Origin of the sequence: Solidesulfovibrio aerotolerans (assembly GCF_009856865.1) — a bacterium.
GTDB classification, from domain to species: Bacteria; Desulfobacterota; Desulfovibrionia; order Desulfovibrionales; family Desulfovibrionaceae; genus Solidesulfovibrio; species Solidesulfovibrio aerotolerans.
The window spans coordinates 1-17,663 of record NZ_WVUD01000042.1 but is presented as its reverse complement, the minus strand read 5'-3'; the positions used below and the strand labels follow the sequence as shown (position 1 = coordinate 17,663).

Here is a 17,663-nt window from a genome sequence, read left to right as displayed (position 1 = left end):
CATGCTTATCAGAGACAAAAAACTGTTCCTCAAGGGCTTTCTGCTCATGGTGAGCTTTCTCGCCGTGCTCGTGCTGATCTTCTCTCCGGTGTTCCCGGGTGGGCTCAATGGGCTGGATTTCTCCGACGACCTGTTTAACAAGCTGTCCAAGGGATCGTCCTACTTCATTCCCCAGGTCGCCAAGACCGTGAAGCCCTTTGACGGCAAGCAGGTCACCGTCGAAGTGAAGATGAAAAGCCCCGAGGACGTCAAGACCTCCATGCTGCTGCTGGAAAAGGTCGGAGCCAAGGGCGAGGCCAAGGGTGACTCCATCACCATGACCGCCGACCTTGGTGCCATGCTCGGCAAGGTCGTGGCCGATGCCGATCTGCTCTACAAGGACCAGACCGACACGCTGACCGCCGCCTACGGCATGGACGGCAAGGTCGCCATGAAGAGCTGGTGGACGCTCTTGGCCGCATCCATCAAGCCTTTGCAAAAGATCAAGATGATCGAAGAGGCCAAAGCGGTGAACATGGTCAACCAGAAGGCCATCGAGCCGGCCTACAACTTCGCCGGCATCCCGGCCGAAAGCATCATGACCAAGATCCCCACCGTGGCCGGTCTGCTTATCTTCTACGTCATCTACACCATGTGGTACGGCTATGCCATTTTCGACATGTTCGGTGGCATGGGCCTGTCCATGAGCAAGTCCAAGATCAAGAAAGAAGCGTAATCCCCGCCCCCAAAAGGCGAAACCCCGGTCTGCTGCGGCGGGCCGGGGTTTTGTTTTGTGCGGTCGGCAGGCTGCCCTGGCCCTGCGCCCACCGTCGCAGCCTCCTGCGGCCCTGGAAAACCGGAAGGCGGGTGGGCACGGGTGCTGCCGCGCGTCCGGGAAGAACTCGGGTTGTTGTTTATATAAATCAACCAATGTTTATAATTCTGGACAAAGCGCCGGCCTTGGCCGTATGCACAGGCCATGCGTCCCTACTTTGCCATAACGCCCGTAGCGGCCCGTTCCCGGTTGCCCTTGCCCCTGTATCTGGCCCCGGTTTCCGCCGGCTTTCCCAGTCCGGCCGAGGATTATCTGGACAAGGCGCTGGATTTAAACGAACTGCTCATCGCCCATCCCGCCGCCACCTTTTACGTGCGCGCCAGCGGCGATTCCATGCGGGACGCCGGCATCCATTCCGGGGACATCCTGGTGGTGGACCGGGCTGTGGAACCCACCCACGGGCGCGTGGTCATCGCCGCCCTTGACGGCGAACTGACGGTCAAACGGCTGCGCTACACGGGCGGCCGGTTGTTTCTTGTGCCGGAGAATCCCGACTATGCCCCGCTGGAGGTGTCGCCTGAGGCGTCCTTTGAAATCTGGGGCGTGGTCACCTTCGTCATCCACCGGACATGACTATGCCCCCGCGCCGCGTCCTGGCCCTGGTGGACTGCAATTCCTTTTACGCCTCGTGCGAGCGGGTCTTCGTGCCAGCCCTGGCCGACCAGCCCGTGGTCGTTTTGTCCAACAACGACGGCTGTATCATCGCCCGGTCGGCCGAGGCCAAAGCCGTGGGCATTCCCATGGGCAAACCGGCGTTTGCCTGCCGCGAACTTTTCCGCCGCCATAGGGTGGCGGTTTTTTCCTCGAACTACGCCCTCTACGGCGACCTGTCGGCCCGGGTCATGCAAACCCTGGCCCGGTTCGCCCCGTCCCTGGAGGTCTATTCCATTGACGAGGCGTTTCTGGATCTGACCGGTCTGCCCCAGGATGTCGTGGCCTACAGCCGGCGCATCCGCGATACGGTGCGGCAGTGGACCGGCATCCCGGTGTCCATCGGCCTTGGCCCGACCAAGACCCTGGCCAAGGTGGCCAACAAGCTCGCCAAAATGGACCCGGCCCACGGGGGGGTGCTTGATTTCGCGGCCAGCCCCCAACCGGATGCGCTCCTGGAAAGCGTGGGTGTTGCGGATGTCTGGGGCATCGGCCGGCGCTACGCCGCCATGCTGGCCCGTCACGGGGTTGAAAACGCCCGGCAGTTTCGGGATTTGCCGCGCGCGTTCGTGCAAAAGCGCATGACCGTCGGGGGGCTGCACACACTGCTCGAACTGCGGGGCGTCCCCTGCATCGAGCTGGAGACCGCGGTTGCGGCTCCAAAGTCCGTGGTGGCCTCCCGGTCTTTCGGGCAGCCGGTGCTGGCCGTTGCAGATCTGCGCGAGGCCCTGGCCGTCTATGTGACCCGGGCCACGGAGCGGCTGCGGCGCAGGGGCATGGTGGCCAGCGGGGTGACCGTGTGGGTGCAGACCAACACCTTTATTGCGGGCGAGCCGCAATACGCCAATTCCGCCTTTGCCGCCTTACCGGCGGCCACCAGCCATACGGGCCAGATCCTCGCTTCCGCCCTGGCGGTGCTGGAGCGTCTTTTCCGCCCGGGGTACCGCTACAAAAAGACCGGCGTCATGCTCTCGGGCCTGGAACCGGCCGGCTGCCGCCAGGGCTCGCTCCTTGCCCCCGCCCCGGACGCGGACCCCAAGGCGGCGCGCCTTATGGCCGTGCTGGACAAAACCAACGCCCGCTGGGGCCGTGACGCCCTGCGTCTGGCCGCCGGCGGCATCGGGCAGCCCTGGAAAATGAAGCAGGCAGCGCGCTCGCCCCGCTACAGCACCTGCTGGCAGGAACTGCCCGTGGTCCGGGCCTGAATGCTTTTCCCGGCCGGCGGCCGGTACGAAAGAAATGGTGAGGGGGCCGGTTGTTGCTCTTAAAATGCGATTTTGTTATAGAAAAATGGATTTAAGGGGCCACCGAGGCTTTGCCCCGCGCACCTGTACCGGGACCGGATGTTCGGAGTCATGCGATGATCGGAATAGTAATCGTCTCCCACAGCAAAAAGCTGGCCGAAGGCGTGCTCGAACTGGCTGGCCAGATGACACGGGGCCTTGTGCCCATGGCGGCCGTCGGCGGCATTGATGACCCGGACAATCCCATCGGCACCGATCCCATGCAGGTACTGGCGGCCATCGAGTCCGTGGCCGCCCAGGCGGCTGACGGCGTGCTGGTGGTCATGGATTTGGGCAGTGCGCTCATGAGCGCCGAAACGGCCCTGGAGTTCCTGCCGGAGGCGGTTGCGGCCCGCGTCAGGCTTTGTGGCGCGCCGCTGGTGGAAGGAACGGTGGCGGCGGCGGTGCAGGCGAGCGTGGGCGCGTCCCTGCAGGCGGCCGGCGACGAGGCCGTGGCCGCCCTGGCGGTGAAGCTGCGCCAGCTCGCGCCCGTCACCGGCCAAAGTCCGGCCGGCGATTCCCCGGTGCCGCCTGCGGCACCGCAGGTCGCGTCCGAGGACGAAACCCTGCGTCTTGATCTGCGCATCGCCAACAAACTGGGGCTGCATGCCCGTCCGGCCGCCCGGTTGGTCTTTACGGCCGGAAAATTCAAGGCCTCGGTGGCGCTTCACAAAGGCGACAAATCCGCTTCCGCCAAAAGCATCAACCAGATCGCGCTGCTTGGCGTCAAATACGGCGACACTGTCACGCTGACGGTTTCCGGGCCGGACGCCCGGGAGGCCGCCGACGCCTTGGTGGCCTTGCACAAGGACAATTTCGGGGACCGCGACGAGGATGTGGCCATCCTGGGCACCGAACCGACGCCCTGCCCGGTGGTTGGGGACGGGGTGGTTGCCGGTGCGCCGGCCTCGGCCGGCTATGCGGTCGGTCCGGCCCTGGTGCATCTGGCGGCGCTGCCGGTCGTTACGCGCCGGGAAACAGCCGATCCGGCCGCCGAAGTGGCAAAGCTGGATCAGGCCATTGCCGGGGCGCTGGCCGCGACCAATGCCCTGCGCCGCGAGACGGAACGAACATCCGGCCCGGCCAATGCCGCGATTTTTGAGGTGCAGGGGCTTATTCTTGGCGACAAGGACATGCGGGAGCAGACCGTGGCGCGCATTGTCGCGGAAAAAAGCGACGCCGCCTTTGCCTGGTTGCAGGTCATGGAGCAGATGGCGGCCAACTACCGCGCCCTGGAAGACGGTGCCATGCGGGCCAGGGCGGCCGATGTCCTGGATTGCGGCGGCCGGGTGCTGCACCTGCTGACCGGAAATGGCGGGCAGGCCCTGCGGCTGACGCGTCAGGCCCTCCTCGTGGCCCACGATCTTTCGCCTTCCGATGTGGCCGGGCTTGATCCCGCGCTGGTGCTGGGCCTGATTGTCGAGACGGGCGGGGCCACCTCCCATGCGGCGATTCTGGCCCGCTCCCTGGGCATTCCGGCCGTCATCGGCGTCGGGGACTGTCTGCGCCAGGTGTCGGACGGACAGACGCTGGCCCTGGACGGCTTTACCGGCACGGTCTGGACGACGCCGGGGCCGGAGGTTGTCACGGCCATTGCCGCCAAGCGCGCGGCCTGGCTGACCGGTCGCGAGGCCGCCAAAGCCAAGGGTAGCGCTCCGGCCACGACGCGCGACGGCCTAACCGTTGCGGTCATGGGCAACATAGGCACCCCTGCCGAAGCGCTGCGCGTGCTGGAATACGGGGCCGAGGGCGTGGGGCTTTTTCGCACCGAGTTTCTGTTTCTGGACCGGGATCAGGCCCCGGACGAGGAAGAGCAGATGGCCGCCTATGTCGCTGCGGCAACAGCCATGCAGGGGAGGCCCGTCATCATCCGCACCCTGGATGTCGGTGGTGATAAGCCGATACGCTACCTGGACGCGCCGCCTGAAGCCAATCCCTTTCTCGGCGAGCGGGGCGTGCGGTTTTGCATGGCCCGGCCGGCCTTGTTTCGCACCCAGTTGCGCGCCGTGTGGCGGGCCGCCAGTGTGGCCGATATCCGCATCATGTATCCCATGGTGTCCGATGCCGGGGAACTGGCCGAGGTTTTGGCCTTTGCGGCCCGGGTCCGCGAGGATCTTGTGGGCGAGGGGTTTGCCATTGCGGACAGGATGATGACCGGCATCATGATCGAAGTGCCGTCTGCGGCGGTCGTTGCCGACCGGCTGGCCGGGCTGTGCGATTTTTTCAGCATCGGGACCAATGACCTGACCCAGTACGTCATGGCCTGCGACCGGGGCAATGCAGCGGTGGCCGGGCGCTGCGACAGCCTCAATCCGGCGGTGTTGCGCCTTATTGCCATGACCTGCGACGCGGCCAGGGCTGCCGGGATACCGGTCTGCCTGTGCGGAGAACTGGCCGGCGACAGCCGGGCCGCGCCGCTGCTGCTCGGCCTGGGGCTGACCGAACTGAGCATGGGTGGTCCGGCCATCGCGGCCGTCAAGGAGGCCATCCGGTCCGTCGATATGGCGCAGTGTCGCGCTCTGGCGCGTGCGGCCTTAAACGCCGGCTCGCCCGAGGCTGTGCGGGAGTTGCTGCGCGGTCCCCGGCCGGCTTAAGCGGCGCCCAGAAGAGCCAGCCAACGGCCAGAACCCCTTGAAAAACTTTTTCCGGTGGGGGGTCCGGGGGCCTCAGGCCCCCGGCCGCCGGAGGCATCTTCTCTGCTCTTTTCTTTTCTACTCTTTTGTTACGCCAGTGCTTCGTTGAGGGTTTCGAGCATATAATAGGAAGAAGTCGCGCCGGGGTCTTGATGGCCGATGGACCGTTCGCCGAGGTAGCTGGCGCGGCCTTTTCTGGCCTGCAAGGGGATGGTGTCGGCCAGGGCTTTTGCCGCGACGGGCAGGATGGCTGCCACCAGGGCGGCCACGTCGTCGCCGTTGCCCGCGCGCGTTTTGAGCGCGGCCACAACCGGTGCCCACAGGTCGTACATGGTTTTATCGCCCGGTTCGGGCCGCCCGCGCTGGCGGATGCCGTCCACGCCCGCCTCGATCATACGCAGGAAATCCTCGGCCGAAAGTGCCTCTTTGCCGTCAACGGCCAGACCGCCCTTGAGCCAGAAGGTGCCGTACAGGGGGCCGCTGGCCCCGCCGACGCTGGACATCAGCGTCATGCCCACGGTTTTTAGGATGGTTGCGATGTCCTTGTCGGCCACCTCTGGCAGCTTCTCCATGACCTTGGCAAAACCGCGCGTCATATTGATGCCGTGGTCGGCGTCGCCGATGGCGGCGTCAAGGTCGGTGAGATAGTCCTTTTTTTCCGTGTACACCTGATCCAGCCGGCGCAGCCAGTCGAGTATCTGGGATTTGTGCATGGGCATCTCTTTTCTTGCAAGCCGCCCGGCGCTAGCGCACAAGGCCCGGGGTTTTGACCGGGGCATCCCAGAATTTGAGGATTTCGGGATCAACTTTTAACAGCGTGATGGAAAAGCCCTGCATGTCCAGCGAGGTGATGTAGGGGCCGATCAGGTTGCGCACGATGGTCAGCCCCTTCTCCTCACAGACCGCAGCCAGGGTCCGGTAGACGGCGTAGAGTTCGGCCACAGGCGTGCCGCCCATGCTGTTGACAAAGGCGATGACCTGATCGCCGCGGGCAAAGGGTTCGTCCGTGAGGACTTTGTCTGCCCAGCCGGCACCGTCCCATTCGCGCACCGTGCGGGTATAGGCGGGATCATCGATAATCTGCTCGGCGGCGTACCGGGCCAGGACATCGACGGGGGCAATGGGCGAGCGGTGGGTGCCGGGTTCGCCGTGGATGCCGATGCCCATTTCAACCTCGGTTTCGCCCAGGTCAAACGTCGGCTTGCCGGCGGCGGGCACGGTGCAGGAGGTCAGGGCCACGCCGAACGAGCGGCCGTACTGGTTGACTTTGCGGCACAGATCGGCGCAGCGGTCCAGATCGTAGCCGGCCTCGGCAGCGGCGCCGACGATCTTTTCGGCCAGGACGGTGGTGCCGACGCCGCGCCGGCCGGCGGTCCACAGGCTGTCCTTGACGGCCACGTCGTCGTCGATGAGGATATTTTGGACTTTGATGCCGTCAGCCGCCACCAGTTCGGCGGCCATCTCGAAATTCATGACGTCGCCGGTGTAGTTTTTGACCAAAAACAACACGCCGGCTCCGCCGTCAACGGCTTTGGCGCAGGCAACCATCTGGTCCGGGGTGGGCGAGGTGAACACTTCGCCGGGACAGGCACCGTCGAGCATCCCCTGGCCGACAAAACCGCCGTGCATGGGTTCATGGCCTGAGCCGCCGCCGGAAACAAGGGCCACCTTGCCCTTGATTGGCGCGTCGGCCCGGCACAGGAAAGTCGGCTTATACCTGACCGTCAACTCGGGATGGGCCAGAGCCATGCCCTCAAGCTGCTCCTTGACCACGTTTGCCACGTCATTGATCAGTTTTTTCATAGTCCAGGCTCCTGTGTTCCTGTTTTTCCCGACCATTCGGTTTCACCCGTACCAAACAAAAATCCTTACAAGGCGGCCGTGGCCGGTGTTGCCGGCAGCGGCGTGCCGTATTGCCGCAGCTTGGCCTGCATGGCAGGACTGAGCGCCACGACCAGTTCTCCATTATACGAACCCGTGGGCAGATAGAGCATGGGATTGGACGAGATGGCCGGATTGCTGATGAGTTGCTGGGCAGCCACGGCATGGGAGCGCGAAAGGGCGGCCAGTGAGCCGTCCTCGGGCTGCGGCCCGGCATTGATGGTGACGATGGAAATGGTGTCGTCGCTGTTGCGCAGGATATCAAATGTGCGAAACTGCTGGGGGAAATCGCGCAACGAGGACGTTTCGACCTGCCAGAAGCCCAGTTCCGGCCGCGTCGGATCGGGGGAGGGAAAGGCGGTGACGGTGTTGTAATGGCGGTGCCCGGCGATCCACAAAAGGAGGTTGGGATAGGTGTGCAGCTTGTCAAAGAGGGCTGCCTCGGTGACATGCGCCTTGTCCCACCAGCTCATAAACGCCCCCGGCTTTTCCACGCCAATAGGCACATGGGCGGCGATGATCATGAGTTTGCCTTCGGCCTGCCCCTTGTCCAGTTCGCCAACCAGCCAGTCCCAGCGCTTTTGGTCCACGCTGCCGTGCCAGAGAAAGGCGTTGCCGGAAAAGTCCGCATCGCTTTGGGTGTCATCAAGCACGAGAACCCGAAGCGGCAATTCCGATTTGGGTTCGAAGCTGTAGCAGGCGAAATCGGCGCGGATATTGTCCTGGCTAAAGCCATGCCCGGCTGGTTGGGAGGCGGTGTTGAAAAATTTGCCCATCCACTCCTGGCGGGAAAGCGGTCGGCGGCCGGGGTCCGGGGCAACCGTTGGCGGGGTGGCGAAGTCGGCCACCGACCCGGAAGCGATCACGGCTCCATTAGCCGTGTTGCCGTCGATGGTCCCCATATAAAATCCGCGGCTGTCCATGCCGTGGATCAGGACGTTGCCCAGATTTAACACCGTATCACCCACGCAGGTCTGGCGCAGATGGTCGGTAAGTGGAGCAGAACCCAGCCAGAAATGGTCGTGGTTGCCAAGGGCCTGATACCAGGGGATGGCCGGGTTCAGTCCGGCGGCCTGGAAGGGTTTTTGGTAGTCGATGGTTTCGGCCCCGGCATGGGCACCGGAACTGGGGGTGATGGCTTTGCCGTCCAGGATATCGAGGTACCAGCGCAGTTCGTTGTATTGGGTGCTGTTGCAGACATCGCCGAGCGAGATGCCAAAATCAATGGGGTCTTTGGCATGGAGGGCGTTTATCGTCTGTACGGCGGCGTTGAGCACCTGGGTGGTGTAGAACATGACCGGGGAGTAGGCCGAGGAAATGTGCTCCAGCAGGCCAAGGTAGATCAACTGGGCCGGCGATTCCTTGTCCGTTATATGGATGTCGCTGATGGTAAAAAAACGCAGGAGCCGCGCCGCCTGGGTCGCGTTCTTGCCGGTGTAGTCCGCCGGCATGAGATCCAAGCGTTTGGGGCAGGCCAGCCCCGGGGCATACTGCCAGCGGCCGTAGCCGTATTGGGCGAATTGGTCGATGGCGGTAGGGGACAGCATCGGTGAGGTGGCGGGCACGGGAATGGCAACCACGGTTTTTTCCAGCGTGGTCCAGGGGATCACCGCCGCTGCCGCCGGTTGGGGGCTGGGCAACGTGTAAGTGCCGCAGGCCAGCAGAGTCACGCCGGCCAACCCGGTCTTGAGAAAAGCACGTCGGGACAGGGCCATGGTATTTCTCCACTGCGGCAGGACCGTTGGGGACGCAAGAGGTGCTGGGCGGCACCGCGTCATTCCCTGCAATCTACGCGGCCTGGGCCAGCCAAGGCAAGCCCTTCAAGACGGACAGGCGTGGGGAATTGTTCCGGGAACGGTCGCCGGGATATGTTTCGTCAAAGGCCCCGCGTTATTTAGAACAAGGCGGGAATGATCGGGATGATGGAAAACTTGATCGTCCAGGCATCGCCTGGAATATTGCGGGGGCGTATGACGGCGTAATCCGCCTCGACGCTGAATTTGACCGGTATCTTGCCGATAAGGACTGTCTTGGACAGGCCCAGACCAATGGGCAGGGTCAGGGCATCCTCGGCCTTTGGCTGGAGCCAATCAATGGTCGCGGTGGGGGCCAGACCCACCTGCCAGGTAGGCACCACCGAATACCAGAAGAAGTATTGGATCTTGGTGAGGCTCACGGCTGCTCGTTTCGGATCACCAGCCACGGACCACCAGTGTTCGGGAAACATGCCCACCACCAGCTTGTCGTTGGTGTACAAAGCGGTCATTGCGCCGCCGAGTTGCCATTTGCCATTGCCCAGGCGGGTATCCGTGGCGGTTGGCAGCACAGCAGAGGGGCCGACGCCCCATTTGAATCCCGGCCCCCTGGCATTGGGACTGAGCACGCCCTTAAGCTCAATATCGCCCAGCCCGAAGACGTGGTCCACGGCGGTGCGACCGCGCGGCACGGGCGAGTTATAGAGTGGAATCACCGGGCGGGTTAAAAAACGCCAGTCGCTGTTCAGGTCGAATTTGAGCACCGGCTGCAAATTATAGTTGAATTGTGGCCGCTCTTCCTGAAAATTTTGTCGCAGGGCCTGGCTTTGGGGGTGCAGCGCGGACAGTTGGGCGTTTTTGTCCGAGGTGGTGCGGGTCTTGCGCTTTGTGCCTGACGACGTGGCGCTTTGGCCATGGGGCGACTGTTCCAGATTGAGCTCGAACTGGTTGGTGATCAACCACAGTTCGCCGACCGGATTGCTCGACTCCACAGCCATTTTTTGCAGATAGGCCTTTTTTTGATCCGGGGTTTCCTGTTCGCCGGCAGCCGGCAGAATCTGGAGGAACACGACGAGCAAGGCCGCAGTGGTGATGGCAACGCAACGGGTCGGCATGATGGGAATTCCTTTCGGGAGTCGCCCGCAGCGGCAGAGATGCAGAGGCCTCTAACCCAGGAAGGGAATTGGGACAAGCAGACCGGGGAGGAGGGCTGTTGGTGCGACCGGGCATGCCGCAAACGCCTTGGCCGGGTGGTGGCGGCTGTAGCCGACGAACCCATGCTCTTTGCCACGCCAGGGAGGCGCATGACGCGCTATGCTCTCCTTGCGTCTGCCGCTGCGGCGTGGGAGAACAGTGGCAGGTTCCACGTCGCCCAGTTGGGCTGTTCGTCAGCGCGGCGACAATGTCTTTAAGTCTCTTGGACCTGTTGTGCAACCTTTTACCCCGGAGGACTTATGAAACGAATTGCAGTGTTCTTTCTCGTTGTGGCCCTCTGTCTGACCGCCCAGGCCGGCTTGGCCGGGCAAAAGGCAACGCCAACCCCGACTGCCGCCGCCCCGGCGATAGTCGAAGCCCCTGTGGCAAAGGCTGCGCTGCTTGATTTGAATAGTGCGTCGGAAGAGCAACTCAAGATGTTGCCCGGTATCGGCGACGCCTATTCCAAAAAAATCATCGAGGGCCGGCCCTACGCCAGAAAAGACCAGCTTGTGTCCAAAAAGATCATCCCTGCCGCGACCTATGACCAGATCAAAGACAAGGTTGTCGCCAAGCAGAAATAGCGGGATCAGGCCAGGGGAGGGTGTGCCTTCCTCTGGTCTGGGACAAGGACGCGTGGCCAGGCGTTTTTCGGGGGGCGCTGCCTGGGGAGGGCGGCCTTTCCGTGGCCTGGGGCCGGGGGCTCAGGCTGCGCCGGGGCCTTTAAACGAACAGGCCCGCGTTGTAGCTGCTGCGCACGAGCGGGGCGCAATGCATGCGGGGGATGCCAAGTGTTGCGCCGTAGGCGGCCCAGGCGTCAAATTCCTCGGGCGTGACGTAGCGGTCGATGGGCGCATGGCGGGCCGACGGGGCGAGGTATTGGCCGATGGTGACGATATCGCAGCCAACGGCCGCGAGGTCGGCCAGTACGCGACGGATTTGCTGCGGCGTTTCGCCAAGGCCGAGCATGAGGCCGCTTTTGGTCAGGCCTGGGGCGGCGTTTTTTTTGGCCCGCTCAAGCAGGGCCAGACTCCTGGCGTAAACTGCCCGGGGGCGGATGGCGGCGTACAACTCCGGCACGGTTTCCAGGTTGTGGTTGAGCACGTCCGGCCGGGCGTCGAGCACGGTCTGCAGGCTGGCCGCATCGCCGCCGAAATCCGGGATGAGCACTTCCAGGGTTGAGGCGGCAAGGGTGCGGCGCAGGGCACCGAGCACTGCGGCGAAATGGCCTGCCCCACCATCGGGAAGGTCGTCGCGGCTCACCGAAGTGACCACCACATGCCCCAGGCCAAGCCGGGCGGCAGCCTGGGCCACGCGGTCGGGTTCCTGCGGATCGACGGGTTCCGGCGCGCCGGGGCTGATCTTGCAAAAGGCGCAGTTGCGGGTGCAGACCCGGCCGAGGATCAGAAAAGCGGCCACGCCGCGCTGGTAACACTCCATGCGGTTGGGGCAGTTGGCCCCATCGCAGACGGTGTTGCAGCGCAGATCACGCAAAAGGCTCTGGGTGCGGGTGAAGGCCGGCCCCTGGGGCAGGGGTCGCCTCAGCCAGGACGGCTTTCTGGCAAAAGACGCGTTCGAACGAGGCGACGAGGGTTCGTTTGACATGCTGGATCAGGTGCTCTTCGCTCGGGTAGAGGGCGGCCGTTACGGCCGGCATTTCCAGGGCCAGGGACGTCGGGGCCACGCCGGCCAGACCGCACGGGGTAATGAGTGAAAAGACCCCGAGATCCCGGCCGACATTAAGGGCCAGACCGTGGGCCGTGACATATTTTTTGACGGCCAGCCCGATGCTGGCGATCTTTCGCCCGGCGACGAACACGCCGGGCCGGCCCGGTTCGCGTTCGCCGCGCACGCCATAGCCCGCCAGGGTGGCGATGACAACCGCTTCCAGGTCGTGAAACAGGCCGCGCAGGCCACCCCTGGCCGCAGCGATTTTAAAGATGGGATAGGCCACGACCTGCCCCGGGAAATGGCAGGTGATGTTGCCGCCCCGACTGGCGTTCGCCAGGGCGACCCCGTGCGCCGCCAAGGATTCGGGCGGGACCAGCAGATTTTCCCGGCCGCCATGGCGTCCCAGAGTGACGACCGGGTCATGTTCGACCAAAAAAAGCTGGTCAGGCCCGCCGGCGAGGCGCTCGGCCACAGCCTGCTCCTGGATCGTCCAGGCTGCGTCAAAGGCCATGCGCCCCAAATCAGTCACGAGCATCCCGTCTCCTGCAAAGGTCTTAGCGCGCCTCGGGCCGGGGATCGGCCCAGGCCACAATCACCGAGCGGCCGCCTGGGCCGGTAAAGCGGTAGGCATAGACATCCGGTCCCAGCGACAGGCGGGTTGGCCTGGGGTCCAAGCCGGCCAGTTTGGCGCACAGCAGTTTGTAGGCGGCGTAGGCTGCTTTGGGCTGTCCCGGCGGGGCTTGCGGCGTCACCCGGGGGTCTGTGGTCAGGCCGATATGGTCAAAGAGATGGTTTTGGTGTTGAAACCCCTCGCGCACCATGGCCCAAAAAACTTTGGGGATACCCAGCCCCAGGGCGTAGACGGCGCGCCGCACCAGTTCCGCGGCCTGCTCCTCCTCGGATTGCGGGGGGAGTCCCGGCGGCGCGGCCGGGGCGCCGCTGTAGGTGCCGGTTTCGGTCATCCAGATAGGGGTCCGGGCAAACCCGGCGGCGTCCAGGGCCTGGCGGGTCTGCCCGTAGAGGGCGGCAAGCTCCCGGTAGTCCCCGGCCCGGCCGAAGAAGTGGATGTCAAAGGCGTCAAAGCCCTTGCCGGCCAAAAGGCGCAGCACCGGCTGGTAGTAGGCCTCGAAATTCCGGGAGAAATCCTCGCCGGAAACCCCGCCGATCAGCACCATCGCCTTGGGATCGACGGCCTTTATAAGTGTCGCCGTCCGGGTCAGCAGCGCGGCGTAGCCGGCAGCGTCCGAGCGGGCCCGGGACAGGTCCAGTTCGTTTTCAAATTGCCAGCACGAGACCCGGGGAATTCCGGCCGGGGGATGTTTGCCGTAGCGGTTGACCAGGGCTTTGACAAAGGCGTCGTAGGCGGCCGGGGGTGGCCCAAGGGTCCAGTTGCCGTCGGCTTTGACCGCCAGGGGAGCGGGCCTCCCGGGGGCTCCGCCGCCTTGATCCTGGCGCAACCGGGTCGGCAGCATGATGGTGAGCATGACCTGCATGCCCGGGGGAAGGCCGGCCAGTTGGGCGTCCAGGCGGGAGAAGTCGAACCGGCCGGCGGCCAGGTCCGCATCGGACTGGATGTCCACCCACCAGGCGACGGCCCGGTGCCAGCCGATGCCGAGATCGGCGGCCAGGGCAAAGGGCGGGGTTTCGCCGCGAAATGTGGCCGGATGCGCCCCGAATGGCGAGGCTTGGCGCTGGGCCGGGGTTGGCGACGTTGTTTGGGGCGCACTTTCTTCGATGAAAACGGGAATATCCGTCAGGGTGATCCGGGCGGTGCGGCCCAAGGCCGCAACTGTGGCTGCCCGCGCGTCCGGCTGTTGCCTGGATATGCCGACCGCCACGGCCGGGGTGACAAAGATGGCGTCGGCCGTGGTCGGCAGCTCCACACTGACGGCGACCGGCTTTCGGGCCGGGGGGCGCGGTGTCGGGCCGCTCGCTTGTGCGCCGGGCGGTCCGGGCTGCCGGGGCATGCCGGGCTGACCCTGTTGCCCGGGCTGTCCGGGGTGTTGTCCGGGGTGTTGTCCGGGCTGACCGGGCTGGAAACCTGGGGGGGGGAAGGAACCAGGTCCTGGCCGGCCGGCCATGGGCGGCCCTGGCGGGATGGGTGGATAGGACGGACCCTGGCCCTGGCCCGGGCCGGGGCCGGGACCGGGAGTCCCTGTCTCCGCCGGGGCCGGGATGGTGCCCAAGGCCAGCAGGCAGGGGGAGAGCAACTTGGCCGTGGTTTCGGAGTGTCCGGCACTTTCCGCCTGCATCATGGCGGCCAGGGACTGGGGTGAACAGATCCGCTCCAGACCGGTAAACGCTTTGGAAAACCGCATGGCCCCGAAAAGGCCCTGCAACTCGCGCAGGCGGTGCGCGGCGTTACCTGCCGTGGTCGGATCGGTGCGTTCCCGCGCCGCCATGTCCCGGGCCTGCTTGACCAGCATCTGGGGTGCAGGCTGGGCCGGGCAGGAGCGGGGAAACGCCGCCGGCACCGCCAGCAGCAGGCCAAGGGTCAGGATGAGGTATCGGCAACGGTCCATGGGTGATCTCCAAAGGCGCACAAGGTGCGGTTTGCGATCCGTTTCGTACCACGCCCAGGGCGGCGGCGACAATGGCCAGATACAGCCAGGCAAAGCGCGAGACTGGCGAGGTCAGGTCGTGGTCGATCAGGCTGTGGATGCCGAGTTCCGCCAGACCGCCGACAACGGCCGCGATAAAAAGCGTCCGGGCCGGGCCGGGCGGTGTGTTTTTGAAGGCCTGGGCCAGGGCGACCGACAGGGTGGCCAGCCCCAGAATGCCGATCAGGCCGCCAAGCAGCCCCAGATCGAAGAAAAAAGCGAACCAGAGGCTGTGCACCTCCGGTTCGCGGGTATGCCAGATAAAGCCGCCCGGTCCAAGGCCAAGCAGGAGAAGTTCCGGTCGGTCGGCCATGACCGAGAGGGCATCCTTCCACATGCGAAACCGCGCCCCGGAGCCGCTGGTGTTGGCCACGCTGCCGCTGGTCTTTTTTTCGGAAAAAAGGAGCGGCCCGGAATAGCCGAAGCCCACCAGCATCCGGTCGATAAACGACGGTTTGCCGGCCAGAATCGCGCCGGCCAGCACCAGTACGAGCAGGGTGGTGCGGCTTAGGATTCGTCGCCGGGAGGCCGGGTGCAGGAGCAAAAAGGTCCCGGCCGCTCCGCAAAAGCCCAGGATCGCTCCTCGCGAGCTTGAAACCACCACGAAGGTGAGGAACAGCATGGCCAAAAAGACGAGGCCGGCCCGCTGCCAGCGGCGGTAGAGCCGGGACAGGCCCATGGTCAAAAACACCGTCATCACCAGAAAGCCGCCGGCCTGATTGGCCGAACACAGCCCGCCGATGCGCCCCCAGCGTTCCTCGGAGAACAGTTCGAAGTTCAGTTCCACGCCCCGGCCCAGATGGATCGTCCCGGCCCAGTCGTACCACGCACCGCAAAACATGGCCGCGCAGACCAGCAGCGCCGACAGGACCATGGACCAGACCAGGGTACGCAGGCGCTTTTCGTTGGAAACGGCGGCCACCACGGCGAAAAAAAGAAGAACGTCAAAGGCCAAGGTGGCCACCTGCCCCACGGCAAGGCGCGTATGCGGTGCCCAGGCCAGGCCAAGGATGTTGAGCGCGGCAATGGCGGCCACAAAAGGGGTCAGCGGGGGGAGGGAAGTCGGGGCCCGCACCGTCCGCACGGCCGTAGCGCGGTGGATCAGAAAGCCGAAAAATACCGGCGGCAGCAGGAACATGGCCGGAAACAGCTGGGTGAGCACGCCGGGAACATGGCTGATTTTGAGCGAAGGCGTGCCGACGAATACGGTGGCCACGGCGAACATGAGGCCGAAAAAGGGAAACCAGGCCAGGATGGCGGCGGCCAACAGGCCTCCGGCCAGGGCCGCCGCCCGCCAGTCCTGCCCGAGGACCACGCCGGCCAGGGCCAGCCCGCCCAGGGCCAGGGCCGCTGCCGCTTCACGGGAAAGATGGTAAGGACGCGTCATTGCAGATAAAATTTCCCAGTTTGGCGGGTTTTCCGGGAACGGTCCCCGCCTTCGCGCTGCGGGTGGGGGGTGGTCATTGGCCCAAACATGGCACACTCTACCAATTTGTCCAGGCAATGGTAACTCCGCAGCCGTGCCGCCGGCCGGCGGCCACCGGCGACAGGCCGCAGGCACAAGGCTCAGCGATGGCCCGCCGGTTCCCGGCCATGGCAACCGTCGGCCGGCAGGGACGGGGCGCGGGCAAAAGTGGTTCCCGAAAAACGTGCCGGCAAGCGCAAGCGCGGTGTTTGTGGCTGGGTAACAGCGACATTGCAGTGAGATCGCGTTGGCCTGTTGCGGGGCACGGTGTGTGCATCCAAGCATGCCCCGTGTGGCGCATGCTTGGATGCTGGCTGCATATGACAACGAAAATGTGGAGGCTTTCCGACCGGCCTTCCCGGAATTTTTTCTGGAGATGCGCCGTGCCGGCAGTGTCCTTTTTGTCAGATGTGATTATGTGCGTCCGAAACGGCCTTTTCCTTAATTGTTTCCGGAGAGAAGCAACAACATATTAGGGTGAACGGTGCTTGAACTGTCAGGGTTTATGGTAACCATGAGATAGCTGTTTGCATCGGTCGTTGTGTTAAAGGCAATCGTATTGTTGTTTAAGCGATCCTGTAAGGCAAAGCCATAGGCCGATGTCAGGGCGTTAAAGCTGGCGGCATAGGTGTGGTAGTTGTTGGGCTGCCCGGGTTGGGCCGTGCCAAAAGCAACATTGTTGCCCGCCGGGCTGTTGGCCAGAGTGATAACCGTGCCATCCGGCAGGGTGCCGCCCCACCACTGCGAGCTCGCGAGGGAGCCGATGGCTGTTCCGTTATAGGTTACCGTGCTGGCGGGATACCCAAAGCTCAGACCGGCCATGAGATCGCCGACCACGCGCCCGAAAAGATCATTGGTGATGCCTGTGGTGGTGCCGCTGTAGGGTGTTCCGTTTAGAGTGTAACTGTAGGAAAAGATGGGGTTGTTGCCATAGATTCCCGTCGCCGTATTCAAATTGGCAAAGCTGATGGTGATAGAGCCGACATTCCCGATGCCCGGCCCTTGGACGCTCACGGGTACGCACGTGGCGGTCCCGTTGCCGGAATCGCTTTGCGGGGTCATGGTGACGTTTCCGCTGGAGTCGAATGTGGCGATGTAATCGTAGCTTTGGGCTTGATACCGGCTGCAAACGTTGGGATCGGTTATCGGAGGGACAGCCGTCTGGCAATAGCCTTGCGCATTTGTCCAGGCTGGTTGCGGGCCGGTTCCCACATAAGAGCCCTTGAGCGTGACCTGCTTATTGGAAAGGGTCGTTTGTAAGTAGTTGGTCCAGTCATGATACATGGCCGCACTGGTCGCGTTGAGCGAGGGGGAGACGACGCGGGTGAAATTTGCATTGGGCAGTATTTGGCTTGACGAAGGCAGCACGTTATTAAGCGCCGTCGTCCCGGAGGCGGCTGCGGCGTTGACAAGTATCAGGCCGTTTGCCGTAGTCGTCTGGGGACTGTTCGTGGCATGGGGGGCATTGATGGCCGCCAGGGACATGGGTATGGAGACGAAGTCAATATAGGAAAGATCGACATTGATTTGATCTGCAACGATGGTTGGCTCAAAATATTGATAGCGAACCAGGTAATTACTGTCCTGGGTCATTACTGTCCGGCTAAGAAAAGGCTTGACGCCTGAAAGCGACAACTGGTGCAAGCTCATGATGCCTTTCCACTTAGGCGATCAATTTTGAAAAAATGGCATAAATTGCCATGACATCAAGTTCAAA

General features: G+C 63.9%; 13 protein-coding genes. 5 read left to right on the top strand and 8 right to left on the bottom strand.

What is annotated here, in order from left to right:
* Position 1: 1 nt before the first annotated feature.
* From GTA51_RS16790 to ptsP, 4 genes are all read left to right on the top strand, one after another.
* On the top strand, positions 2-715 hold the full coding sequence (locus GTA51_RS16790; RefSeq protein WP_160963107.1) for a hypothetical protein: 714 nt from the start codon (positions 2-4) through the stop codon (positions 713-715).
* Positions 716-958: 243 nt separating this feature from the next.
* A complete protein-coding gene (locus GTA51_RS16785; protein WP_160963105.1) occupies positions 959-1,387 on the top strand; it encodes a LexA family protein in 429 nt (142 codons plus the stop codon).
* A gap of 2 nt (positions 1,388-1,389) precedes the next feature.
* Positions 1,390-2,670 carry a Y-family DNA polymerase gene (locus tag GTA51_RS16780; RefSeq protein WP_160963103.1) on the top strand — a complete coding sequence of 427 codons (1,281 nt, stop codon included), beginning with the start codon at positions 1,390-1,392 and terminating at the stop codon, positions 2,668-2,670.
* 155 nt (positions 2,671-2,825) lie between these two features.
* The gene (gene ptsP / locus GTA51_RS16775; RefSeq protein ID WP_160963101.1) at positions 2,826-5,342 is read left to right on the top strand and encodes a phosphoenolpyruvate--protein phosphotransferase; all 2,517 of its coding nucleotides are present in this window, start codon (positions 2,826-2,828) and stop codon (positions 5,340-5,342) included.
* 128 nt (positions 5,343-5,470) lie between these two features.
* Here ptsP and dhaL read toward each other — a convergent pair whose 3' ends face one another.
* From dhaL to GTA51_RS16755, 4 genes are all read right to left on the bottom strand, one after another.
* Entirely contained in the window at positions 5,471-6,100 is a 630-nt protein-coding gene (gene dhaL / locus GTA51_RS16770; protein WP_160963099.1) for a dihydroxyacetone kinase subunit DhaL, read from the bottom strand.
* Between the two features lie 25 nt (positions 6,101-6,125).
* Complete coding sequence (dhaK, locus tag GTA51_RS16765; protein WP_160963097.1) at positions 6,126-7,184, bottom strand: dihydroxyacetone kinase subunit DhaK; 1,059 nt, start codon at positions 7,182-7,184, stop codon at positions 6,126-6,128.
* Positions 7,185-7,249: 65 nt separating this feature from the next.
* The gene (locus GTA51_RS16760) at positions 7,250-8,977 is read right to left on the bottom strand and encodes a TIGR03768 family metallophosphoesterase (protein ID WP_160963095.1); all 1,728 of its coding nucleotides are present in this window, start codon (positions 8,975-8,977) and stop codon (positions 7,250-7,252) included.
* Positions 8,978-9,156: 179 nt separating this feature from the next.
* Positions 9,157-10,131, bottom strand: a complete 975-nt coding sequence (locus GTA51_RS16755) for a hypothetical protein (RefSeq protein WP_160963093.1) — start codon at positions 10,129-10,131, stop codon at positions 9,157-9,159.
* 339 nt (positions 10,132-10,470) lie between these two features.
* On the opposite strand from GTA51_RS16755, the gene GTA51_RS16750 reads away from it, so the two are divergent.
* Positions 10,471-10,794 (top strand): ComEA family DNA-binding protein, encoded by a 324-nt coding sequence (locus GTA51_RS16750; RefSeq protein ID WP_160963091.1) that lies wholly within the window; start codon positions 10,471-10,473, stop codon positions 10,792-10,794.
* A gap of 139 nt (positions 10,795-10,933) precedes the next feature.
* Here the strand turns inward: GTA51_RS16750 and lipA are convergent, their stop codons facing one another.
* From lipA to GTA51_RS16730, 4 genes are all read right to left on the bottom strand, one after another.
* A complete protein-coding gene (gene lipA / locus GTA51_RS16745; RefSeq protein WP_160963089.1) occupies positions 10,934-11,815 on the bottom strand; it encodes a lipoyl synthase in 882 nt (293 codons plus the stop codon).
* A complete protein-coding gene (gene lipB, locus GTA51_RS16740; protein ID WP_160963087.1) occupies positions 11,697-12,416 on the bottom strand; it encodes a lipoyl(octanoyl) transferase LipB in 720 nt (239 codons plus the stop codon). The genes lipA and lipB overlap by 119 nt, the downstream gene beginning before the upstream one ends.
* Before the next feature lie 1,826 nt (positions 12,417-14,242).
* Complete coding sequence (locus GTA51_RS16735) at positions 14,243-15,868, bottom strand: O-antigen ligase family protein (protein ID WP_160963085.1); 1,626 nt, start codon at positions 15,866-15,868, stop codon at positions 14,243-14,245.
* Positions 15,869-16,387: 519 nt separating this feature from the next.
* Complete coding sequence (locus GTA51_RS16730; protein ID WP_160963083.1) at positions 16,388-17,596, bottom strand: beta-1,3-glucanase family protein; 1,209 nt, start codon at positions 17,594-17,596, stop codon at positions 16,388-16,390.
* Positions 17,597-17,663: the final 67 nt, after the last annotated feature.